The organism is Neisseria sp. Marseille-Q2251 (genome assembly GCF_940793045.1).
Lineage (GTDB): Bacteria > Pseudomonadota > Gammaproteobacteria > Burkholderiales > Neisseriaceae > Neisseria.
Window position 1 is genome coordinate 1 of sequence record NZ_CALNWV010000016.1, and the last position, 23782, is coordinate 23782.

The 23782-nt window shown below is 49.5% G+C and carries 24 protein-coding genes and 1 pseudogene; 12 read left to right on the forward strand and 13 right to left on the reverse strand.

Annotation, left to right across the window (positions count from 1 at the left end; genetic code table 11):
* Positions 1-187 (forward strand): annotated as a pseudogene (locus AAG834_RS07165) (hypothetical protein); the annotation flags it as partial.
* Positions 188-381: 194 nt separating this feature from the next.
* On the opposite strand, the gene AAG834_RS07170 reads toward AAG834_RS07165, so the two are convergent.
* Positions 382-1176 carry a 3'-5' exonuclease gene (locus AAG834_RS07170; protein WP_003744040.1) on the reverse strand — a complete coding sequence of 265 codons (795 nt, stop codon included), beginning with the start codon at positions 1174-1176 and terminating at the stop codon, positions 382-384.
* A 188-nt stretch (positions 1177-1364) separates the two neighbouring features.
* On the opposite strand from AAG834_RS07170, the gene glyQ reads away from it, so the two are divergent.
* Both glyQ and AAG834_RS07180 read left to right on the forward strand, forming a co-directional pair.
* A complete protein-coding gene (gene glyQ / locus AAG834_RS07175; RefSeq protein WP_342031714.1) occupies positions 1365-2267 on the forward strand; it encodes a glycine--tRNA ligase subunit alpha in 903 nt (300 codons plus the stop codon).
* A gap of 11 nt (positions 2268-2278) precedes the next feature.
* Positions 2279-3097, forward strand: coding sequence for an RsiV family protein (locus AAG834_RS07180; RefSeq protein WP_342031715.1), 819 nt, complete (start codon positions 2279-2281; stop codon positions 3095-3097).
* A 265-nt stretch (positions 3098-3362) separates the two neighbouring features.
* On the opposite strand, the gene AAG834_RS07185 is transcribed toward AAG834_RS07180, so the two are convergent.
* The gene (locus AAG834_RS07185; protein WP_342031716.1) at positions 3363-4775 is read right to left on the reverse strand and encodes a PepSY-associated TM helix domain-containing protein; all 1413 of its coding nucleotides are present in this window, start codon (positions 4773-4775) and stop codon (positions 3363-3365) included.
* 490 nt (positions 4776-5265) lie between these two features.
* Here AAG834_RS07185 and AAG834_RS07190 point away from each other — a divergent pair, with 490 nt between their 5' ends.
* Positions 5266-6294, forward strand: a complete 1029-nt coding sequence (locus tag AAG834_RS07190; protein WP_342031717.1) for a T6SS immunity protein Tli4 family protein — start codon at positions 5266-5268, stop codon at positions 6292-6294.
* 533 nt (positions 6295-6827) lie between these two features.
* Here AAG834_RS07190 and AAG834_RS07200 read toward each other — a convergent pair.
* The 10 genes from AAG834_RS07200 to rsmI form a co-directional block, all read right to left on the reverse strand.
* Positions 6828-7253, reverse strand: a complete 426-nt coding sequence (locus AAG834_RS07200; RefSeq protein WP_003741652.1) for a F0F1 ATP synthase subunit epsilon — start codon at positions 7251-7253, stop codon at positions 6828-6830.
* Positions 7254-7263: 10 nt separating this feature from the next.
* Positions 7264-8661 carry a F0F1 ATP synthase subunit beta gene (gene atpD, locus AAG834_RS07205; protein ID WP_003760432.1) on the reverse strand — a complete coding sequence of 466 codons (1398 nt, stop codon included), beginning with the start codon at positions 8659-8661 and terminating at the stop codon, positions 7264-7266.
* Positions 8662-8699: 38 nt separating this feature from the next.
* Positions 8700-9575, reverse strand: coding sequence for a F0F1 ATP synthase subunit gamma (gene atpG, locus AAG834_RS07210; RefSeq protein ID WP_003780079.1), 876 nt, complete (start codon positions 9573-9575; stop codon positions 8700-8702).
* A 24-nt stretch (positions 9576-9599) separates the two neighbouring features.
* Positions 9600-11147 (reverse strand): F0F1 ATP synthase subunit alpha, encoded by a 1548-nt coding sequence (gene atpA, locus AAG834_RS07215; RefSeq protein ID WP_003760437.1) that lies wholly within the window; start codon positions 11145-11147, stop codon positions 9600-9602.
* A 10-nt stretch (positions 11148-11157) separates the two neighbouring features.
* Positions 11158-11691 (reverse strand): F0F1 ATP synthase subunit delta, encoded by a 534-nt coding sequence (locus AAG834_RS07220; RefSeq protein WP_342031718.1) that lies wholly within the window; start codon positions 11689-11691, stop codon positions 11158-11160.
* Between the two features lie 4 nt (positions 11692-11695).
* The gene (locus AAG834_RS07225) at positions 11696-12166 is read right to left on the reverse strand and encodes a F0F1 ATP synthase subunit B (protein WP_003760441.1); all 471 of its coding nucleotides are present in this window, start codon (positions 12164-12166) and stop codon (positions 11696-11698) included.
* A 71-nt stretch (positions 12167-12237) separates the two neighbouring features.
* Positions 12238-12471 (reverse strand): F0F1 ATP synthase subunit C, encoded by a 234-nt coding sequence (gene atpE / locus AAG834_RS07230; RefSeq protein WP_003760443.1) that lies wholly within the window; start codon positions 12469-12471, stop codon positions 12238-12240.
* Between the two features lie 50 nt (positions 12472-12521).
* A complete protein-coding gene (gene atpB, locus AAG834_RS07235; protein WP_342031719.1) occupies positions 12522-13391 on the reverse strand; it encodes a F0F1 ATP synthase subunit A in 870 nt (289 codons plus the stop codon).
* Positions 13381-13734, reverse strand: coding sequence for an ATP synthase subunit I (locus AAG834_RS07240; protein WP_342031720.1), 354 nt, complete (start codon positions 13732-13734; stop codon positions 13381-13383). Before AAG834_RS07240 ends, atpB begins: the two co-directional genes overlap by 11 nt.
* Positions 13735-14158: 424 nt before the next feature.
* Complete coding sequence (rsmI, locus tag AAG834_RS07245) at positions 14159-15046, reverse strand: 16S rRNA (cytidine(1402)-2'-O)-methyltransferase (RefSeq protein WP_342031721.1); 888 nt, start codon at positions 15044-15046, stop codon at positions 14159-14161.
* A gap of 55 nt (positions 15047-15101) precedes the next feature.
* On the opposite strand from rsmI, the gene AAG834_RS07250 reads away from it, so the two are divergent.
* From AAG834_RS07250 to AAG834_RS07285, 8 genes are all read left to right on the forward strand, one after another.
* Positions 15102-15449: a YraN family protein gene (locus AAG834_RS07250; RefSeq protein WP_342031722.1), complete on the forward strand. Its 348-nt coding sequence runs from the start codon at positions 15102-15104 to the stop codon at positions 15447-15449.
* A 4-nt stretch (positions 15450-15453) separates the two neighbouring features.
* Positions 15454-16047 (forward strand): phosphoheptose isomerase, encoded by a 594-nt coding sequence (locus tag AAG834_RS07255; protein WP_193618066.1) that lies wholly within the window; start codon positions 15454-15456, stop codon positions 16045-16047.
* 73 nt (positions 16048-16120) lie between these two features.
* Complete coding sequence (locus tag AAG834_RS07260; protein ID WP_070514357.1) at positions 16121-16732, forward strand: BON domain-containing protein; 612 nt, start codon at positions 16121-16123, stop codon at positions 16730-16732.
* A gap of 100 nt (positions 16733-16832) precedes the next feature.
* The gene (locus AAG834_RS07265; protein WP_342031723.1) at positions 16833-17438 is read left to right on the forward strand and encodes a ribonuclease E; all 606 of its coding nucleotides are present in this window, start codon (positions 16833-16835) and stop codon (positions 17436-17438) included.
* 177 nt (positions 17439-17615) lie between these two features.
* Positions 17616-18395, forward strand: a complete 780-nt coding sequence (gene map, locus AAG834_RS07270) for a type I methionyl aminopeptidase (RefSeq protein WP_003768885.1) — start codon at positions 17616-17618, stop codon at positions 18393-18395.
* 545 nt (positions 18396-18940) lie between these two features.
* A complete protein-coding gene (locus AAG834_RS07275; RefSeq protein WP_003744960.1) occupies positions 18941-19234 on the forward strand; it encodes a helix-turn-helix domain-containing protein in 294 nt (97 codons plus the stop codon).
* Positions 19235-19369: 135 nt separating this feature from the next.
* Entirely contained in the window at positions 19370-22207 is a 2838-nt protein-coding gene (locus AAG834_RS07280; protein WP_342031724.1) for a valine--tRNA ligase, read from the forward strand.
* A gap of 66 nt (positions 22208-22273) precedes the next feature.
* Positions 22274-22846, forward strand: coding sequence for a hypothetical protein (locus AAG834_RS07285; RefSeq protein WP_342031725.1), 573 nt, complete (start codon positions 22274-22276; stop codon positions 22844-22846).
* 256 nt (positions 22847-23102) lie between these two features.
* Here the strand turns inward: AAG834_RS07285 and AAG834_RS07290 are convergent, their stop codons facing one another.
* Entirely contained in the window at positions 23103-23771 is a 669-nt protein-coding gene (locus tag AAG834_RS07290) for a YcxB family protein (RefSeq protein ID WP_049222826.1), read from the reverse strand.
* Between the last annotated feature and the right edge of the window lie 11 nt (positions 23772-23782).

The window sequence follows — 23782 nt, forward strand, 5'->3', positions numbered from 1 at the left end:
GTGGGAAGCGGTCGATGTGTTTGGCAATCATGGCTTGTGCGGTTTGCCGGAAGAAGGTGCTCATGGAAAATCCCCTAAATGTCTTGGTGGGAATTTAGGGGATTTTGGGGAATTTTGCAAAGGTCTCTGCTTGTCAGTATCAGGAAAACAATCCAGACCGATACACCGCTATTGCATAGTGGATTAAATTTAAATCAGTACAAGGCGACGAAGCCGCAGACAGTACAGATAGTACGGAACCGATTCACTTGGTGCTTCAGCACCTTAGAGAATCGTTCTCTTTGAGCTAAGGCGAGGCAACGCCGTACCGGTTTACAGTTAATCCACTATAAATTAGCGGCTTTCCGCCCATCGTCAGGGCTTTAGGAAATCACCGCGTTGTTAACGCCACGCGGCGACAAACTCGTTCCAATGCTGCTTGTCCTGAGCCTGTCCGGTCAGGTAATGCTTCAGCCGTTTGACTTCCACTTCATACTCGTCCGCGTCCAAAGCGCCGCTCATCAGGCGGAAGCGCAAGAACATTAAATAAGTGTTTGCCGCATCGGTTTCGCAATAATCGCGGATGTCTTTCAGACGACCTGCGTGGAACGCCTCCCAAACTTTGCTGCCGTCCATGCCCAGTTTGCCAGGGAAGCCGCAAAGTTTCGCCATATCGTCCAGCGGCACATTGGCACGCGGTTGGTACAGGGCGAGCAGATCCATCAGGTCGCAATGGCGGTTGTGGTAGCGGCTGATGTAGTTGTTCCACTTGAAATCACGGCTGTCGCCGAAATCGCCCTCGCCCATATCCCAATAACGCGCCGCCGCAATGCCGTGTATCAGCGCGCGGTAATGCAGGACGGGCAGATCGAAGCCGCCGCCGTTCCAACTGACCAATTGCGGCGTATGGCTTTCGATAAGGTCGAAAAACTTGGCGATCATTTCCTCTTCGCTGTCGTGCATTTCGCCTATGGTGCCGACATGGATTTTGTCCTGCCCCCAGCGCATACAGCAGGAAATGGCAACTACTTGGTGCAGGTGGTGCTGCATAAAGTCAGAGCCGTTTTGGGCGCGGCGTTTCTGCTGGGCAAACAAGACCACCTCGTCGTCCGGCAAAGAGGCAGGCAGGTCGTACAACAGGCGGATGCCGTTCACATCAGGTACGGTTTCAATATCGAAAGCCAAAATCGGGGTCATGGGCGACTCCTCAAATTCAATCAAAACAGATTAAAACAGACAACAGGATAACGGCATTGTGGCATGTTTCCGCATTTATTGACAGTCAAATCACACCGCCGCCCCGTCATTCCATCTGCCTGTACACCTACCCAAAACACCGTCAAAACAGTAAAATCCCCCTTTTATCCCAATCCGAAACATAAGCCATGCTCACCTTCCAACAAATCATCTTCAAACTGCAAACATTCTGGGCAGACAAAGGCTGCACCGTCATCCAACCTTTCGACATGGAAGTCGGCGCCGGTACTTCCCACCCCGCCACCTGCCTGCGCGCGCTCGGTCCCGAGCCTTGGTTTGCTGCCTATGTCCAACCCAGCCGCCGCCCCAAAGACGGCCGCTACGGCGACAACCCCAACCGCCTGCAACACTATTACCAATTCCAAGTCGCCCTCAAACCCGCGCCCGCCAATATCCAAGACCTCTATCTCGATTCCCTGCGCGAATTGGGCATCGACCCCAAAGTCCACGACATCCGCTTCGTTGAAGACGACTGGGAAAACCCCACCCTCGGCGCATGGGGCTTGGGCTGGGAAGTCTGGCTCAACGGCATGGAAGTGACCCAGTTCACCTACTTCCAACAAGTCGGCGGCATCGACTGCACGCCTGTACTCGGCGAAATCACCTACGGCATTGAACGCTTGGCGATGTATCTGCAAGGCGTAGAAAACGTCTATGACCTCGTTTGGGCAAAAACGCTCGACGGCAACACCGTCACCTACGGCGACGTGTACCACCAAAACGAAGTCGAACAATCCACCTACAACTTCGAATACAGCGATGCCGACTGGCTGCTGCGCCAGTTCAACGACTACGAAGCGCAAGCCAAACGCCTGCTCGCCGAAGAAAACGCCAGCCTCGCCCTGCCCGCCTACGAGCTGGTCCTCAAAGCCGGACACACCTTCAACCTCTTAGACGCACGCGGCGCCATTTCCGTTACCGAACGCGCCACCTACATCGGCCGCATCCGCGTGCTGAGCCGCACCGTAGCGCAGAAATACGTCGAAAGCCGCGAAGCATTGGGCTTTCCTTTAATTAAATCAAAATCCTAATAGGTGTTGATATGTTCCGCAAAACGCTTGCTGCCGCAGCATTGTCCCTCGTTTTCTTTGCAAATGTTCAGGCTGCTCCTTTATCGTTTCAATCCAAAACCTTGGAAGCCAAATCCTGTGACGGAAAAAACAGTGAAGGCAAACCCCTTTGCCATCAACTTACTGTCGGCTATCCGATTACCGGCGATAAACATTTGGATGACTGGATCAGAAAACAAATGGGGGGCAAACTGCCTACGCAGAAATCGGTTCAGACGACCTTAATACGCGACAAAGACGTAAAGGAGACCAATCGGGAAAATAGGAAACTCGGCAAAGATGATGGCTCTCCTTGTGCGTTGGACTATGTGGATACGTTAGAACTGGAAGGCTATACGCCCAATTATGCCGTTTTCGGACAAGAAGACTGGGAATATACCTGTGGCGCACACGGAAACGGCGTGCACACGCTGATGGTGTTGAAACGCGGCATTGCCAATCCGAAGCCGCTTAAATTGGATGATATCCTGTTGCCCGGACAAAAAGCAAAGCTGACGCATCTGATTAAAGAAGCCTATGTCAAATACCTGAAGGAAAATAGTGATGACACCGAAGAAGAAGCACGTGATTACATTAGTGGATACAATAGTGACAAATTTTCCGCCACGGAAAACTGGCGTTTCGATAAAAACGGCTTGACTTTCCTGTATCAAAGTTACGAAATTGGTGCGTATTCTTTAGGCAGACCTGAATTGACCATTCCCACTAAGAATTTACAGGGAATTGTGAAACCTGAAATCCTGAAGGAAGCGGAGCATTTCATACAACCCAAAAAATACTTAAGGAACTGAAGTAGATTATCTCCCCTTAGCTTCTGACCGATTCAAGTATTTGCAGTTAATCTTCAAAAAAAGGTCGTCTGAAAACCTAATTTGGTTTTCAGACGACCTTTTAGCTTTGGCAAATCAAGCCTGACGGCTTATCGTCTGCCACGCGCCATAAGCGTTTATAGTGGATTAACTTTAAACCAGTACGGCGTTGCCTCGCCTTGCCGTACTATCTGTACTGTCTGCGGCTTCGTCGCCTTGTCCTGATTTAAATTTAATCCACTATAGTTTATTTGAACCACCGCGACAACGCCGGAATCCGCGACAGCAAAGCCGTATCCAAAATCCAAATCACGGCGATGGCGGCGATGGCAGTTGGGAACAATACCGCCACAATCAACAGCGGCACAGCCATTGCCCACCATACCGGCAGCTCGATTTTCTGCGCCGGAGGAACCAGTCCGCCCGCTTTTGTAGGACGGCGTTTCCACCACATCACGCAGCCGCTGACGCAGATGAAGATGACCGCCAAGCAGAACAAAACGTTCGCCAGCACGCTCCACCAACCCATCGTACCGATGTGCAGCGCGATGCTGACCGCCATGAATTTGCCGAAGAAGTTGTAATCGTCGTAATGGATGTCGGCAAGCACTTTGCCGCTGTATTGATCGATGTGTACCGTGCGGTCGGCGGTCGGACTCGGCATATCGTAGCTCATCGAGTCCTGAGACAGCGTCCACACGCCTGTTTCGCCTTTAGGCAGATTAAGCTTGTAGCGGCCTTCGAAACCGATTTCGCGGGCAAAGCGGTCAACCGTTTCCAAAGTCATCGGTTCGCTCGGATTGATGCCGTTTTCGCCCTTCGTCGTACCGGAAACAGGCATAGGCGTAAGCTCCAGAACCCACGGTACTTCTTTGATTTTGCCGTCGTTCAAGACATCGCCGTGGGTCGGCACGGTAGATACAGGGTTCGGTTCGACGCCCCATTTACCGGCAGGGAATTGGCTCCAAGACTGAACCAGCTTACCGCCCCAAATACCCGCCCAAGCAACGCCCGACAGGCAGAACAGCAATAGAAGCAAAGAAACCCAAGTACCGAATGCGCCGTGCATGCTGCGCCACCATGTGCGTCCTTTGCCTGCTTTCGGCACAAGCATGGATTTCAGGCTGCGCTGTTTCGCCCACCACAGGTAAATCCCGGTAATAATCATCAGGATAGTCAGCGAAGCCGCTGTTTCCAGTATATAGTCGCCCACCGGACCGATCATCATATCGCCATGGATTTCGTCCATGATGTGATACCAGCCGTCATTGCGCGGCGTTGAATTGACGACCTTCGCCGTATAGGGATCAACGGCGACCATCATCGAGTTGTCGCCATTGTCCACACGGAACACGGCAACCATATCATTGGCGCGCGGCGCGACATATTGCACCACCGACGCGGTTTCAGGGTTCACAGATTGCCGTGCCGCTTCTGCCTGCGCCGACAAAGGCTGCACTTGCGCCTGCGGGGTAACGTTTATACGCTCACCCTCTTTGCCGGTAATATTGGCAAACAGCAGCATTCCCAGACCTGTTACGGCAAGCAGGGTCAGAAAGGGAGCGACCAGAAGTCCGAAATAAAAATGCCACCGCCACACGGTCAGATAGCGGCGGTTGGCTTGTTGTTCGGAACGGGGAGTAGGTTTGGTTGTGTCCATAAATTCTCTCTGTTGTTTTGAGTGGATTGAGATAAAACGCCAAGCTCCTGCTTTGCCTGTTTATTTAAATCCACCGAGAAAAACGGCAATCGAAATACGCATCGCTGCCATTTTTTACATAACGGTCTTCAATCGGGCATTGGCAGATTCAGACTAAAAAGTGAATCTACAATAATGGATTATAAACCAAAAGCACTAATACTTTATGAGTATAATCAAATTTTCGGATATTAACAATTTTTGCAAATAAAGCCGTAACAAAAGACGATACCTTGGGAAAAGACAATAAAGAAGAAAAATAGTTAGGCATAAACACAGACTTGTCTCAAACCATCAGGCAGTAAAAGCCATCCCAAACCTCAAGCACGCCCAAACACACCTCAGATTTCCACCCATATTCAATAAATACCGCCAAGCCCGTTTTATGACAAAGGTCGTCTGAATCAAACTATACTTTCAGACGACCCCTATTCAATCACGGAGCTTATCCATGATCATCCGCATAACTGCCCTATCCCTCATACTCGCAGCCACAGCCTGCACGCCCACCGCGTCCCCATCGGCAGAAACTTCGCCAACCGTTACCAAAACCGCCATCGACACCGCCTACTGGACCGAACAGCCTTATTGCAGCGGCCGCTATCAATTGCGCCTGCCGTCCAAACGCCGTCATGGCAGTACGCACATGACTTACAACGGCTGGAGTGTGATGGTTATGTTTAATGATTGGGATAGAAACGTTAGGACTATCAATAGGTTCAAACATAGTGGGTATGATGGAACCGATATTGTCGTCGATACCCGCACCCTGATTCCGGATCGGGCAATGATGCAGGTAACACGCGGCGGATTCCATTGGGAAAATATTATCGGGAAAGATGGCATGCCTTACGAAGCCGATTTATATTTCAAGCTGGATAATGATGACGCTTATATCGTACGCAGTTTTTTCTATATCCCCGCCGAAAACGGCAAAGCTCCTGCCAACTGGAAAGCCCAAGAAAAAGAAGCGATAAACACCATAGAGAAAAAATTCCGCCAAGAAATCCTCAGCGGTTTGAAAACAAGACAGGAATTTGAAGTGCCAAATAAACACGGCATCTGCCTGATAGGCGGTTTTATCGCTGATGACGGTAAAATGCCGTTTGAGGTTCATAGCACCGTCGCATTTGCCAAACAACACGATATGAGTTTGGAAATCATGCACGGCGATGTGTTGAAAGCAGGCGAAGCGACACTGTTGAAACGCAAGGTTAATTTAGATAAGGGTGTAATGGTTAAAGCCCTAACGCACACCATCCGCCAAGGCAAACGTACCATCAACGGCATGTCGGGAGAGGAAAAATTGGTGAAATGGGGCGGTAACAAATATATGTTCTTTTGGGAGCGCGACGGTGGCGATCCGCGCATCATGATGCAGTTTGGCACTGAGAAAAAAGACGGGACGAAGCGCAGCGAAGCCGAAGTCCTTGCCATTTGGGATACGGTTTTGCCGACTTTGAAGCCTGTGAAGCAATAGCGATGAAAAGGTCGTCTGAAAACGCAGCTTCCATGGTATTAAACCTTGAACATAGCTTTCAGACGACCTTTCCTCACACTTTTCTCTTGATAGCCTTTCATCCTTCCAAACAACACAAGACCGTAAGACAAAATTTTCAGACGACCTCCAAACATAATCATTGTCATTCGAACTGGAAAATATCCAACCCGCCCTTCCCTCGCAAACGGTATCAAAACTATTCCACAAACCGCATGATGCCAAGCAGCCGGCAAACGAAAGGGCGTCTGAAAACCTGAAACAAGATTTTTCAGGCGACCTTTTGATTTGGACTTGTTATAGTGGATTAACTTTAAACCAGTACGGCGTTGCCTCGCCTTGCCGTACTATCTGTACTGTCCGCGGCTTCGTCGCCTTGTCCTGATTTAAATTTAATCCACTATAGAATGTTCTCCCCTATTTAAACTTATCCCAGCAAATTTTTCATATTTTCCAGTCAATCCAAAAAATAAAAAGCACGGTAATCAACCGTGCTTTTTGTAAAGCAAATCTGTTTATTTGTTTTTGTGCGAACGAAGATAATCCAAGGTTTTGAGCTGGGCAATCGCAGCGGCTAAGGCTTTGTGCGCTTCAGCCAACGACTTATCGTCTTTAGCTTGAGAAATGCCGGTTTCCGCCGCTTTTTTGGCAGCTTCGGCGCGCTCGCGATCCATCTCGGAACTGCGTACGGCAACATCCGCCAATACAGTAAGTTGGTTAGGCTGTACTTCCAGCACCCCGCCGGAAACGGCAACAAGCACTTCTTCGGCTTCGCCGGGCACGGTCAAACGCAATGCACCGGGACGTACCAAACTCATAATCGGCTCGTGTCGCGGATAAATACCGAGCTCACCTTGAACAGTCGGAACCACTACAAAACTGGCTTCGCCTGAATAGATGTTCTGCTCGCTACTTACCACTTCAACTCGCATGATGCTCATGCCGACCTCCTTAGTTTAAGGTTTTCGCTTTCTCGACCGCTTCTTCGATACCGCCTACCATGTAGAAAGCTTGTTCAGGCAGATGGTCGTATTCACCGTTCAAGATAGCTTTAAAGCCGGCAATGGTGTCACGCAGCGATACATATTTGCCGGGAGAGCCGGTAAATACTTCGGCAACGTGGAACGGTTGCGACAGGAAGCGTTGGATCTTACGCGCACGCATCACGGTCAGTTTATCTTCGTCTGACAATTCGTCCATACCCAGAATGGCAATAATATCGCGCAATTCTTTGTATTTTTGCAGGGTAGATTGTACGCCGCGGGCTACGTCATAGTGTTCTTGACCCAATACCATCGGATCCAGTTGGCGCGAAGTGGAATCGAGCGGGTCAACTGCTGGGTAAATACCCAAAGAGGCAATGTCACGGCTCAAAACGACAGTGGCGTCCAAGTGGGCAAATGTCGTTGCAGGAGACGGGTCAGTCAAGTCATCTGCAGGTACATATACGGCTTGAATAGAAGTAATGGAGCCTGTTTGGGTAGAGGTAATACGCTCTTGCAAACGACCCATTTCTTCAGCCAATGTCGGTTGGTAACCTACTGCTGAAGGCATACGGCCCAACAATGCGGATACTTCGGTACCGGCCAGGGTGTAACGGTAGATATTGTCCACGAAGAACAATACGTCACGACCTTTACCGCTTTCGTCTTTTTCATCACGGAAGTATTCGGCCATCGTCAAACCGGTCAAGGCTACACGCAGACGGTTACCCGGAGGTTCGTTCATCTGACCGTAAACCATCGCCACTTTGTCCAATACGTTGGAATCTTTCATCTCGTGGTAGAAGTCGTTACCTTCACGGGTACGCTCACCCACACCTGCGAACACGGACAAACCGCTATGTGCTTTGGCGATGTTGTTAATCAATTCCATCATGTTGACGGTTTTGCCTACACCGGCACCACCGAACAGACCTACTTTACCGCCTTTGGCAAACGGACACAGCAAGTCAATCACTTTAATGCCGGTTTCCAACAGCTCAGTAGTCGCAGACAGTTCATCAAATTTCGGAGCTGTCTGATGGATGGCACGGTGTTTGTCGGTATCAATCGGACCTGCTTCATCAACAGGCGTACCCAATACATCGACAATACGTCCCAACGTGCCTTTACCTACCGGCACTGTAATCGGCGCACCTGTATTGCTTACAGTCATGCCGCGTTTCAAACCATCCGAACTACCCATTGCAATAGTACGGACTACGCCGTCACCCAGAAGCTGTTGCACTTCCAAAGTCAGGCCGTTTGCATCCAATTTCAGGGCGTCGTAAACACGCGGAATGGCATCACGTGGGAACTCCACGTCAACTACCGCACCAATAATTTGTACGATTTTGCCTTGGCTCATTATCGTATCCTAATTTCCTGTTCAGGTTTTAGACGACATTAAACTGCCGCCGCACCTGCTACAATTTCTGACAATTCCGTGGTAATCGCAGCTTGACGCGATTTGTTATATACCAAACGCAACTCTTTAATGGCATTGCCCGCATTGTCGGTGGCCGCTTTCATTGCCACCATACGCGCAGCTTGCTCAGATGCCATATTATCACTCAATGCCTGGTAAACCACAGACTCTAAATAGCGGCGAACCAGATATTCCAACACAGCGACAGGACTTGGCTCATAACGGTATTCCCAACTGAATGAAGAATAACTCTCCTCGTCTTCTATCACATTTTCGCCGATAGGCAGCAGAACCTCCAACCGTGGTTCTTGACGCATGGTATTCACAAAACATGAATACACCAGATGTATCTTATCTAACTCATGCTTCTCGTAACGTTGGAAGATTTCAGTCAATGGACCAAGCAGCAATTCCATTCTTGGGGTATCACCCAAATTAATCGCACTGGCAATAACGTTCAAACCGATATTTTGACAAGCTGCCAAACCTTTACTACCTAAACAGACGACATCAACTTCAATGCCTTGTTCTTGGTATTCTTGGACTTGCGCTAAGAATTTCTTCAAAACATTCGCGTTCAAACCACCACAAAGACCTTTATCAGAGGTGATTAAAATGAAACCTACCCGACGTGTTTCACGATGAGGTGCCAATAATTTAATACCGTGATCTTCATGGGTTCGCGCCAAATGACTCATAACTGTCCGCACTTTTTCGGCATACGGACGCGCCAAGCGCATCCGTTCCTGAGTCTTCCGCATTTTAGAGGTTGACACCATCTGCATTGCTTTAGTGATCTTTTGGGTATTTTGAACACTACGGATTTTGGTGAGAATCTCTTTTCCGACTGCCATTTCAGACTCCTTTCATTTCAGCTCTTAGGCTTGGTAAGCATAAGAAGATTTGAAAGAATTCATGGCTTCGGTCAATGCTTTTTCACTTTCATCGGACATCGCACCTGATGCATTGATTGCTTCTAAAACACCAGGATGCTGAGTGCGTACAAAGCTCAAAAATTCTGCTTCGAAGGCCAATGCTTTGGATACCGGTACATCTTCGTAAGAACCATTATTAATGGCCCACAAGGTCAAAGCCATTTCGGCTGTATCCAAAGTGCTGAATTGTTTTTGCTTCATCAATTCAGTAACCACTTCACCGTGCTGCAGCTGTTTGCGTGTAGCTTCATCCAAATCGGAAGCAAATTGCGAGAAGGCTGCCAACTCACGATATTGAGCGAGTGCCAAACGGATACCACCACCCAATTTTTTAATTACTTTAGTTTGCGCTGCACCACCTACGCGCGATACCGAAATACCGGCATTAATCGCAGGACGGATACCAGCATTAAACAAGTCGGTTTCCAAGAAAATCTGACCGTCGGTAATCGAAATCACGTTTGTCGGTACGAACGCAGATACGTCGCCGGCTTGGGTTTCAATAATCGGCAATGCAGTCAAAGAGCCTGTTTTACCCTTCACTTCGCCATTAGTCAGTTTTTCAACTTCGTGTTCATTTACACGGGCAGCACGTTCCAACAAGCGGGAGTGCAGATAGAAAACGTCGCCAGGATATGCTTCGCGACCGGGAGGACGGCGCAGCAACAGGGAAATTTGACGGTAAGCAACAGCTTGTTTGGACAAGTCATCATATACAATCAATGCGTCTTCACCGCGGTCGCGGAAGAACTCGCCCATAGTACAACCTGCATAAGGTGCGATATATTGCAGAGCCGCAGCTTCAGAAGCAGTCGCAGCAACCACAATCGTGTGTTCCATTGCACCATGCTCTTCCAATTTGCGTACTACGTTAGCAATAGAAGACGCTTTTTGACCGATTGCAACATAAATACAGATAACGCCTGTACCTTTTTGGTTAACAATAGCATCCAATGCTACGGCTGTTTTACCTGTTTGGCGGTCACCAATGATCAGCTCACGTTGACCGCGACCAATCGGAACCATTGAGTCAATGGCCTTCAGACCAGTTTGCATAGGCTGGTCAACCGATTTACGGGCAATCACACCTGGTGCAATTTTTTCAATGGGTGCAGTAGAAGATGTGTTGATCGGACCTTTGCCATCAATCGGACGACCCAGTGCATCTACAACGCGACCAACCAACTCGCGACCGACAGGTACTTCCAAAATACGACCGGTACAAGTAACTGTGTCGCCTTCTTTAATATGTTCGTATTCACCCAACACTACGGCGCCGACGGAGTCACGCTCCAAGTTCATCGCCAAACCGAAAGTGTTACCCGGGAATTCGAGCATCTCGCCTTGCATTGCGTCTGACAAGCCATGAATACGAACAATACCGTCTGTTACAGAAATAACCGTACCACGAGTACGCACTTCTGTATTTCCAGACAGATTTTCAATTTTAGCTTTAATCAAATCGCTAATTTCAGCAGGATTAAGCTGCATGAAAACTCTCCTAATTTGTCATAGTCGCATACAGGGCATTCAATTTACCCTGCACCGACAAATCCAAGACCTGGTCACCCACTTCAACTTTGATACCGCCAATTAATTCAGGCGCAACTTCAGTTGTAATTTGCAACTTACTGTCAAAGCGTTTTTTCAATATTTCAGCCAACTCAGCCAGTTGATCTTCAGTCAATGGATAAGCGCTGTAAATTACAGCGGACTTAGTATGATTGAATGACAAGGTTAAAGCTTGATATTGAGCATAGACTTCAGGCAATACAGGCAAACGTTTTTGCTCTGCCAAAACAGTAATGAAATTTTTCAATTCATCACTTTTTAACTCAACGAGTTCGGCAAGCAAATTTACCTTCTCAGAAGTATTTGTTTCAGGTTGCTCGATCAAAGAAATCACTTTCTGATTTTGAACAACCGCTGCTAATTCTTCCAGTCCGCCCAACCAAGACTCAATTTGGTTTTTTTCCTGCGCCAGATTGAATAATGCTTTTGCATAAGGTCTGGCAATCGTTGCGAACTCAGCCATAAGATTACAGCTCCTGTTTTAAAGCACTGAGCAACTGCGCATGTTTGGAAGTATCCACTTCACTGCGCAAAATAGACTCGGCACCTTTAACCGCCAACGCAGCAACCTGTTCACGCAAAACTTCGCGTGCACGATTCATTTCTTGCTGGGCATCAGCTTTAGCTTGTGCTGTAATCCGCACTGCCTCGACAGTAGCTTGCTCTTTCGCTTCTTCTACGATTTTGGCGGCACGTTTTTCGGCGTTAGCTACCATTTCGGAAACTTGGTTACGCCCTTCAGCCAAGAGTTCTGCAACTTTCTTCTCTGCCTGTTCAAAATCGCTCTTACCGCGCTCGGCAGCAGCCAAGCCTTCGGCAATTTTTGCGGCACGCTCATCTAATGCTTTTGCGATCGGCGGCCACACAAATTTCATGGTAAACCAAACCAAACCGAAAAAGACGATGATTTGAGCGAATAAGGTTGCATTAATATTCACGTTAGTTAACCTTCGTACTAGTGTTAATCAAACAGACCAAAGTCTGTACCTAGACGGAACACGCCGTTTGATTATGCACCAAATGGTTTAACGAAGGCGAACAACAGTGCAATAGCCACACCAATCAGGAATGCAGCATCAATCAGACCAGCGATCAGGAACAATTTAGTTTGCAGCGGACCAATCAATTCAGGTTGACGCGCAGAAGACTCCAAATATTTGGAACCAACCATTGCGATACCGATAGAGGCACCCAATGCACCCAATGCTACGATCAAACCACATGCAATTGCTACCAAACCCATTTTTTACTCCTTGAGAAAACAAAGAAAGTTAATGAAAAACTACCTAATAATTAATGTGCATCATGAGCTTGTCCGATATAGACAAACGCCAAGGCCATAAAGATAAATGCCTGCAGGGTAATCACCAAAATATGGAAAATTGCCCATGCCAATCCGGCAAGGATGTGGAAACCAAACAGAATCGGATCCAACACTTCAACGCTTCCAGATGATGCCCAAGCACCACCCAGCAAAGCAATCAGGAGGAACACCAGCTCACCGGCATACATATTACCGAACAACCGCATACCGTGAGAAACTGTTTTAGAAAGGAATTCAACAAGATTCAAAAGAAAGTTGGCAGGAGCGAGTTTGGCGCCGAACGGAGCGCTAAACAACTCATGAATCCAACCACGAACACCTTTGATTTTGATATTGTAATAAATACAAATTACCAAGACACCGATAGCCAACGCCAAAGTAGTATTCAAATCTGCAGTCGGCACAATGCGCAGCAATGCATGATGGTTACCTGTAATAATGTTTTGCCACAGCCACGGGAACAAATCCACCGGCAGCATATCCATGGCATTCATCAGGAAAATCCATACAAACAGCGTCAAACCTAACGGTGCAATGGCTTTTCGAGATTGCTCGTTGTGAATAATGCTTTTGCACATATCATCCACAAACTCAAACAAAATCTCGACAGCAGCTTGAAAACGCCCGGGCACACCCGCCGTCGCCTTCTTAGCCCCATGCAAAAGTAGGAAACTTCCGATTACACCCAACAATACAGAGAAAAATATTGCATCAATATTAATAAAAGAAAAATCAGCAATATTGTCCAAGCCCTGTCCTTTAGCCACATCGGAAAGGCTGGTTAAACTTTGCAAGTGGTGCGTGATGTAATCAGTAGCAGTAATTTTGTCACCTGCCATAATGCTTCACTCTCAACGATACTAAAAAAACTAAATGGCTGACACCGAGCAATCCGAACAAGAACGGAAAGAATATCAAAGACTGATGCCAAACCATGAATACGGCAAGCATCATCACCAGCGACAGCACTACTTTTAAAACTTCCCCAATAATGAACGCCTTACCATGATACAAAGGGTTATGTTTGGAAAGTTTTAAAAGTAAAACTGCGAAAGCGGAGGGAATAAGATAGGAAAACCCACCTGCGACAGCAGACCAAAATCCCGGCGAACCTGAAAATGCGGCGCTAATCAGCGCAACCGCTGTCAAAACCAGAATTTGTAAAATGAGAATCTGCTTCATAAAAACGGGAAATCCCGACAGTAATGCGAGGCTAAATATAATCAAGAAGCCTATGTCCGTCAAGCAATATGTTAATCTTTGTGAGTCTATATCTGACCTCACCTTAACGTAAGGCAAAGAACTCGCATTATATCACGCATTACATACAATTACAGACATTTAACTCGGGGAATTTCTGATATTTCCATCTTAACTTTAAAAGCAGGTCGTCTGAACGTTTCAGACGACCTGCAATATCAAGCCTTACTGAGAGCTTCTGATTTATTTTGTTTAAAAAAACGATGCGAACTTGGCAAACATTTGGGCAATCAAGTAAATTGAATCTTCTCTTCACGAGATGCCTGCGATTTAACATATAACCCATGTTAATACAATTATCGCTTAACAACTGCCCTTCCCTCTTGTTTCAGACGACCTCCTACTCTCAAACGTCGTCTGAAACCCGCTTCCACTCCAATGCCAAATCGTACAAAGCTTTTTTGCTTTCGCCGGTAATTTTGGCGGCAAGTTCGGCAGCCTGTTTGGTGGGCAATTTGGCAGCGAGGATTTTCATAACGTTTTGCGCGGCATCGGGCAAGGTATCGTGTTTTTCACGGGTAGCGGGATGGAGGATGAGCACCATTTCGCCGCGCGCCTGATTGCCGTCGTTTTTCAGGGCCGTCTGAATTTCAGTAACGGTACCACTAAGAAAGGTTTCGAAGGTTTTGGTGATTTCTCGGGCGAGGGTAAGGCTGCGCTCTGGGAACAGTGCTGCCATGTCGGCGAGGGTGGCTTCGATGCGGTGCGGGGTTTCAAACATCACAACGGGAAAATCAGCCTGCACCCATTTGGCGAGCAGCTTCTGCCGTTCGCCGGATTTAGGCGGCAGAAAGCCGTTGAAGTAGAAATTGGGTTCGGTAACGCCCGCAACGCTCAACGCACCCATGACCGCGCTCGCGCCGACAACGGGGACAACTTTAAACCCTGCCTCGCACACGCGGCGGGCGAGTTTCGCACCGGGATCGCAAACCGCAGGCGTACCAGCATCGGAAACTTGTGCGACAGTGAGGTCGTCTGAAAGATGGTTGATGATTTTGTCCGCCATTTGCTGTTCGTTATGCTCGCGCACGCTGACGAGCTTGCCCTGTATGCCGTATGCGCTCAGAAGCTGTGCGGTAACGCGCGTATCTTCGGCGCAGATAATGTCGGCTTTTTGCAGGACGGCGAGCGCGCGCAGGGTGATGTCCGCCAAATTGCCGATGGGCGTGGCGACAACGTATAATGTCCGTTTTTCAATACTGTCGGCGGCTTTTTGAAGGTGTTTTTGAAACATGGCTTTATCAGGTCGTCTGAAAACAATATAACGATATTATACGGGGTAAACCTCCATGCGTCTGAACCACAAACAAGGGGTGGCGGGCGAAGATAGCGCGCTGGCGTTTCTTCTTTCGCAAGGCTGCAAACTCATCGCACGCAACTGGCACTGCGCTTACGGCGAAATCGACTTGATTGTCAAAAACGGTAACATGATTCTGTTTGTTGAAGTAAAATACCGCAAAAATCAGGGTTTCGGCGGTGCCGCATACAGTATTTCGCCGTCTAAGTTATTGAAACTGCAACGGTCTGCGGAGTATTATCTGCAACAAAACGGCATGACGGATAGCGCGTGCCGCATCGATGCGGTGCTGATAGAAGGAAACCGCCCGCCCGAATGGATAAAGAATATTACAGGTTGACGATATGACGACATTACAAGAGCGCGTTGCCGCCCATTTCGCCGAAAGCATCCTTGCCAAGCAGGAAGCCGAAAAAGTATTGGTCGGGCCGACTGCTCAAGCAGCGGAATTGATGCTGCAATGCCTGATGAACGACGGCAAAATTTTAGCCTGCGGCAACGGCGGTTCGGCTGCCGACGCGCAGCACTTCGCCGCCGAAATGACCGGACGCTTTGAAAAAGAGCGCATGGAACTTGCCGCCGTCGCGCTGACGACGGACACGTCCGCGCTGACCGCCATCGGCAACGACTACGGCTTTGACCATGTGTTCAGCAAACAAGTGCGCGCGCTCGGACGTGCCGGCGACGTTTTGGTCGGCATCTCCACCTCCGGCAACTCCGCCAACGTTATCGAAGCCATCAAAGCGGCACACGAACGCGATATGCACGTCATCGCCATGACCGGCCGCGACGGCGGCAAAATCGCCGCCATGCTCAAAGACACCGACGTGTTGCTCAACGTCCCCTACCCGCGCACCGCCCGCATTCAGGAAAACCATATCCTGCTGATACACGCCATGTGCGACTGCATCGACTCCATGTTGCTTGAAGGAATGTAAGCCTTTTTTTCAGACGACCCCTTTTAAAGGTCGTCTGAAACATATCCGCCGAACCCATCATCAAGGAAAAAATATGAACATCAAACGTCATACCGCACCCGTTCTGACCGCCCTCCTCCTCAGCCTGACACTCAGCGGCTGTGTCGGCGTACTCCTCGGCGGCGCGGCAGTCGGCACCAAATCCGCCGTCGACCGCCGCACCACAGGCGCGCAAACCGACGACAACGTAATGGCGGTACGCGTCGAAACCACCGCCCGCTCCTACCTGCGCCAAAACAACCAAGCGCAGGGTTACACCCCCAAACTCAACGTCGTCGGCTACAACCGCCACCTGCTGCTGCTCGGACAAGTCGCCACTGAAGGCGAAAAACAATTCGTCGAACAAATCGCCCGTGCCGAACAAGCCGCCGAAGGCGTGTACAACTACATCACCGTCGCCCCCCAAGGACGCACCTTCGGCGACGTAACCAACGACACATGGGGCACATCCAAAGTCCGCACCGCCCTTTTGGGCCTCAAGCCCACCACGCAGGCGCGCGTCAAAATCGTGACCTACGGCAACGTGACCTATGTGATGGGCATCCTGACGCCTGAAGAACAAGAAAAAGTTACCCAACGCGTCAGCACCACCGTGGGCGTACAAAAAGTCGTTACCCTGTATCAAAACTACACCCCACAGCCATAGGATTGCCCCTTGACTGACAGGTCGTCTGAAACCTGATTTTGTTTCAGACGACCTATTACGATACAATCCGCCCGATTGATTTCATTTTTACCGATTTATCATGTCCAAAACCCCTAAATCCTCATTCCAACTCAAACCCAAACATTTAATCAGAGCCTTTTTCGGCGTCTGCATCATTGCTGTTGCCGCCTTGGTTATCGGCGTCATCAGCACCATCAAGAGCCACGACTCCCAAGAACGCGAAGCCATTAAAAATAAACCCGTTCCCAAAGACACCCCTGTCGAAGTCTGGCGTCCCATCGGCGCTCCCGAAGAGGACAGAACCAAGCCTGCCGCCAAAGCCGAGCTTGACGACGACGAAAAAACCGATTCCCGCAATCCCGTCATCCCGCCTAAAAACAAATCAAACGGCAAAAACAGCAACACCACCCCGACTGAGGACGAAGCCTCAGAAGATAAACCCGCCAATAACAAAGCAAATGCCAAACCTGCTGTAACCGAAACGCCCGATACCGAAGAAAAAACGCCGCGCAGTACACTTCCCGCAGCAGGCAACAGACGTACGCCGTCGGAACAGTCGACCGAATCCAAACCTGCGGCAAAACCCGAACAACGCCAACCCGAAGCAGCCAAGCCTGCACCTAAGCCGACTCCGAAACCTAAGGCCCCTTCCAAATCCAAAGAAGTCATCGACAATCTATTCTAGTGCGGACTGGCGTTCGGCTTTAATCTGAACTTCCGGCATCAGTCGCGAATCCAAAAAAGCCGAAACGTCCGCACGCCTCGTTGCAGTGTGCTTAAAGCAAGCTGCCGACTCATCCCCTTCCCTTTCAGACGACCTTTGTGCCGCACTAAGGTCGTCTGAAACCATCAAGGAAACAACATGAACGAAATCATCATCAAAACCCCTGAAGAAATCGAGAAAATGCGCGAACTGGGCAAGCTCGTCGCCGAAGCCCTCGACTACATCGGACAATTCGTCAAACCCGGCGTGACCACCAACGAAATCGACAAACTCGTTTACGACTACCACGTCAACGTCCAAGGCGGCTATCCCGCCCCCCTGCACTACGGCAACCCGCCCTACCCCAAATCCTGCTGTACTTCCGTCAACCACGTCATCTGCCACGGCATTCCCGACGACAAGCCGCTCAAAGAAGGCGACATCATCAACATCGACCTGACCATCAAAAAAGACGGCTTCCACGGCGACTCCAGCCGCATGTTTACCGTCGGCAAAGTCTCCCCTATCGCCCAGCGCCTGATTGACATCACCCACGAATCCATGATGGCGGGCATCGCTGCCGTCAAACCCGGCGCAACCTTAGGCGACATCGGCTACGCCTGCCAACAAGTTGCCGAAAACGCAGGCTATTCCGTCGTACAAGAATTTTGCGGCCACGGCATCGGACGCGGTTTTCACGAAGCCCCACAAGTCCTGCACTACGGCCGAAAAGGACAAGGCGTCGTCCTGAAGCCCGGCATGATTTTCACCATCGAGCCGATGATCAACCAAGGCAAACGCCACCTGCGCATCCTAAACGACGGCTGGACGGTCGTGACCAAAGACCGCTCCCTCTCCGCCCAATGGGAACATGAAGTTTTAGTGACAGAAACCGGCTACGAAATCCTGACCATCAGCCCTGCCACCGGCAAACCCTAATCTGTCAAACCATCCCGCTCTCAAAGCAAAAAGGTCGTCTGAAATATAAACAAGGTTGTTGGCGAAACCCGCAAACCTCGTTTTCAGACGACCTTTTAAATTGCCCCTATCAAAACCATTCCCGATCACCCAATCCAGATCTAAACATCAGGCTGAGATATAGACAAATCTGCCCATCTCCACTGCACTTTCTCCATAATTTCATGCAAAACAATTATGTATAATAAATAATGTCAAACGCAACATTCCCGAAACGACTGTTTATTTGTGTAAAATATTACCGACACCCAATTACTATCCTATTGTTTTAAATGTTTTTTCTTCTATAAAATATTTAACTTGGAAATATTTAGCCAATTTATGAAGAATTCCACAAAACTTCTTTCGAATATACTGTCTAACAATTCAGTATAGATAGTTTTCTATGTCGCAATTAATGATTTCCCCTGTAAGGAAATTTGCCGCCGAAAACTAATTTGCACTTTCCCAATGTGAAGAAGCAGAATTGCTTATCAACAAACAATACAGAAGAAAAAGGAATTTTCATGAAGTCGTTTGAGAAAATTGACAACATCCGCGATATCCGCAAAAAACTCGGTTTGAACCAAATGGACTTTTGGAGCCGTATCGGCGTAACCCAATCCGGCGGTTCACGTTACGAATCCGGCCGCAATATGCCCAAACCTGTACGCGAGCTGCTGCGCTTGGTACACATCGAACGCGTTGACTTGGCAAAAGTAAACCGCGACGATTTGGCGATTGCCTCCCTGCTGAAAAACCGCGACCCTGAGTTGTACGCTTCCCTGAAGAAAGAAGCCAAATCCGACAAAGGCAAATAAGCCCGTTTCGATTTGTTTCAAAAAGGTCGTCTGAAACGATATTCCGTTTCAGACGACCTTTTTGCGCTATAATCCGCAATTATTTTTTAAACAGACGTTTGCCCGCAAACCCTTTTACAGACAGCATTTTTTACCATGTTAGACAAATACAATCCCGCCGAAATCGAATCCAAACACTATCAAAACTGGGAAACCCAAGGTTATTTCCAGCCCGATATGGATTTGACCAAACCGTCTTTTTCCATCCAACTGCCGCCGCCCAACGTAACCGGCACGCTGCATATGGGCCATGCCTTCAACCAAACCATCATGGACGGCCTGACCCGCTACTACCGCATGAAAGGCTGCAACACTGCCTGGATTCCCGGCACCGACCACGCGGGCATCGCCACGCAGATTGTGGTCGAACGCCAGCTTGCCGCGCAAAACGTATCCCGTCATGATTTGGGTCGTGAAAAATTCTTGGAAAAAGTGTGGGAATGGAAAGAAGTTTCCGGCGGCACGATTACGCAGCAGATGCGCCGCGTGGGCTGTTCCGCAGACTGGACGCGCGAGTATTTCACGATGGACGATGTGCGCGCCGAAACCGTGACTGAAGTGTTCGTGCGCCTGTTTGAGCAAGGCTTGATTTACCGCGGCAAACGCTTGGTGAACTGGGATCCCGTGCTTGGCACGGCGGTGTCGGATTTGGAAGTGGAAAGCGTGGAAGAACAAGGTTCTATGTGGCACATCCGCTATCCACTGGCGGACAATCCTGCCGAAGCCGTTATCGTGGCGACCACCCGTCCCGAAACGCTGCTGGGCGACGTTGCCGTTGCCGTTAATCCCGAAGACGAACGTTATACCCATTTGATTGGTAAAGAATTAATCCTGCCGCTGACCGGCCGCACCATCCCCGTGATTGCCGACGAATACGTTGAAAAAGACTTCGGTACAGGCTGCGTGAAAATCACGCCTGCGCACGACTTCAACGACTACGAAGTCGGCAAACGCCACGACACGCGCTTGGTTAACGTGTTCGATTTGGAAGCCAAAGTGCTGGCAAACGCCGAAGTGTTCAACTTCAAAGGCGAAGCGCAACAAGGCTTTGCCCTGCCTGAAAAATACGCAGGCTTAGACCGTTTTGCCGCGCGCAAACAAATGGTTGCCGATTTGCAGGAACAAGGCTTGTTGGTCGAAATCAAAGCGCACACGCTGATGACGCCGAAAGGCGACCGCACCGGCTCGGTGATTGAGCCGATGCTGACCAGCCAATGGTTTGTCGCCATGTCCGCCACACCGAACGGCGGCGAACCTGACAGCGAATTCAAAGGCTTGAGCCTCGCCGACAAAGCCAAAAAAGCCGTCGACAGCGGCGCGGTACGCTTCATCCCCGAAAACTGGGTCAACACCTACAACCAATGGATGAACAACATCCAAGACTGGTGCATCTCGCGCCAACTGTGGTGGGGCCATCAAATCCCCGCGTGGTACGACGAGGCAGGCAATGTTTACGTCGCCCGCAATCAGGAAGAAGCCGAAAAACAAGCCGGCAAAACAGGCTTGACCCGCGAAGAAGACGTATTGGACACATGGTTCTCCTCCGCGCTCGTGCCGTTTTCCACGCTCGGCTGGCCGTCTGAAACCGACGAACTCAAAGCCTTCCTGCCGTCCAACGTCTTGGTCACCGGCTACGAAATCATCTTCTTCTGGGTGGCGCGCATGATTATGATGACCACCCACTTCACCGGCAAAGTACCGTTTAAAGACGTGTACATCCACGGCATCGTGCGCGACTATGACGGTAAAAAAATGGCCAAATCCGAAGGCAACGTCATCGACCCCGTCGATTTGATTGACGGCATCGACTTGGACAAGCTGCTGGTGAAACGCACGACCGGTCTGCGCAAACCCGAAACCGCGCCAAAAGTGGAAGAAGCCACGAAGAAACTCTTCCCCGAAGGCATTCCCAGCATGGGTGCGGACGCATTGCGCTTCACCATGGCGAGCTACGCCAGCTTGGGTCGCAGCGTGAACTTCGACTTCAAACGCGCCGAAGGCTACCGCAACTTCTGCAACAAAATCTGGAACGCCACCAACTTCGTCTTGATGAACACCGAAAACCAAGACTGCGGCTACGGCGCAACCGCCACCGAACCGCGCGGCTACTCCTTCCCCGATATGTGGATCATAGGCCGTCTGAATCAGACCATCGAGCAGGTTACGCAAGCCTACGAAACCTACCGCTTTGATTTGGCAGCAGAAACCCTGTACAGCTTCGTGTGGAACGACTATTGCGACTGGTATCTGGAACTCGCCAAAGTACAGCTCCAAACCGGCTGCGCCAGCCGTCAGCGCGCCACACGCCATACCTTATTGCGCGTACTCGAAGCCGCCCTGCGCCTGCTGCATCCGATTATCCCCTTCATCACCGAAGAATTGTGGCAAACCGTCGCCCCCATGTGCGACGCTAAAACCGCCGACAGCATCATGCTCGCCCGCTTCCCAGAAGCCGACCGCGAACAAATCGTTCAGACGACCTTCGAGCAAATGACCGTGTTGCAGGATTTGATTGGCGCCGTCCGCAACCTGCGCGGTGAAATGGGCATCCAGCCTAACGTGAAAGCCCCGCTGTTTGTCGAAAGCGCGGACGACTTGGCGGACTACCTCAAATACCTGCCGATGATGACCCGCCTGACCGAAGCACAGCAAGTCGCCGCCCTGCCCGAAAGCGAAGACGCCCCCGTCGCCGTCTGCAACGGCGCGCGCCTGATGCTGAAAGTCGAAATCGACAAAGCCGCCGAAACCGCCCGCTTGAGCAAAGAAGCCGAGAAGCTGCAAAAAGCCTTAGACAAACTCAACGCTAAACTCTCCAAACCCGGCTACACCGAAAAAGCCCCCGCGCATCTGGTGGCAAAAGACAAAGCCGATTTGGCGGAGTTGGAAGACAAAATGGCAAAAGTTCAAAATCAGTTGGCGAAGTTGAAAGACTGATAGGTTGAAGAAACAGAAAGGTCGTCTGAAAATGGGTTTCAGACGACCTTTTTAGAAAGGAAAAAAATGTCTGATCATCGCTACTATATAGTTCCTGTATCTCCCGTAGGGAAGAAAAAAAAGGAGCTTGCAGAACAGATCCGAAATTATATGCTGGAGCAAGGTTGGATTTATCCTGAGTTGCAAGAGGTTTTTTATTATGGAGAACTAGGTTATACGTTTACCAACAAAGGAATTATTGAATTTGTAGGTGAAAAAAATGCCCGATATTCCCGCGGCATCTACTTTCAGATTGAAGATGAGCCGACGCTGTTCACTGCTTTGGAAAACTTTGGAAAAGGCGAGCTTGTTTGTCCGCATTGCAGTCAACATTATGCTCAAGGTGAGGAGATGGATATAGAAGACCTATTGCCTTCGTTTGATTTTGATGACGAAGGTGGCTATCTCACTTGTTCTGTTTGTGGAACTGAAGATTTGTATTATCGCTTTTTACCGTCGAATACCACTGATGCCGATATGGCTTATTCCGATTTTGCTGTTGTTTTCCCGCATGTTGGCGAAGTGTCAGCTAGCAGCTTGTGCAAGAAAATTGCTGAATTTGCAGGCATCCCTTGTGTGACTATATACGAGGTCTCTTAATTGTTCTTGATAATAACAAAGGTCGTCTGAAACTTGGTTTCCCTATCTTTTATCACTTTTAACGAACTGTCGCTCTAGGGTCGATACGGTTTGCCGCATACGCCGCAATCCGGATTTTTGTGGACGCGGAATGTCTGCCATTTGGCAGAATTGGAAGACAAAATGGCGAAAGTTCAAAATCAGTTGGCGAAGTTGAAAGACTAAATCAGCCCTGTATTTGAAGAACAAAAGCTACCTGAAAACCGAAAATAGGTTTTCAGGTAGCCTTTATTTCGTCCGGATTTGTCGCCTCTGCCGCAGCCTTCAACTCCATCGCTCGGGTATAAAACGCGTGGGCATCCATTCCCGCCTCTGCAAAAGCGGCAATCGGAATAAAATAGGCGATGTTACGGTCGATATAAAACAGCAGGAATGCTTGGTCTTCGATGATACGTTCCACGCCTGCCCAATGATGAAAATGCCTGTTGCGCCCTGCTTCCTCCTGTGTCAAGCCTTCGGCTGAAAGGCTAAGGGAGAAACGCCGCCCTTCCAGAGGATGGGCAGCTCTGCGGGCAAAGCTGCGATATGTCCAACGCTGATCAAAATACATCACCATGGAGGTGGCGTAGATGAGACCCGCCATTATCCATAGGGAGCTGCTGTCGTCTCTGGCTTTATACAGACAGTACTCCAAACTGTCAGTTTGCGAATCGGCAAACAGATAGCAGTTTTGAACATAGGTGTTATTGATGCCGTTAAACAACCAACAAGCAAAGACGAATAGAATGCCCCACATCAGCAGGAACGCAGCCGAACCAAACCAATATTTGCGCCGCCAATCAGGCTCTATATAACGCAAAAGCCGCTTTCCCGCATAGCGTCTGTCTTGATCAGTAGGAGAGAAGGATATTTGCAGGTGGTCAGTTTGCCGGGGTTCTGTGTACATAGCGCATCCCA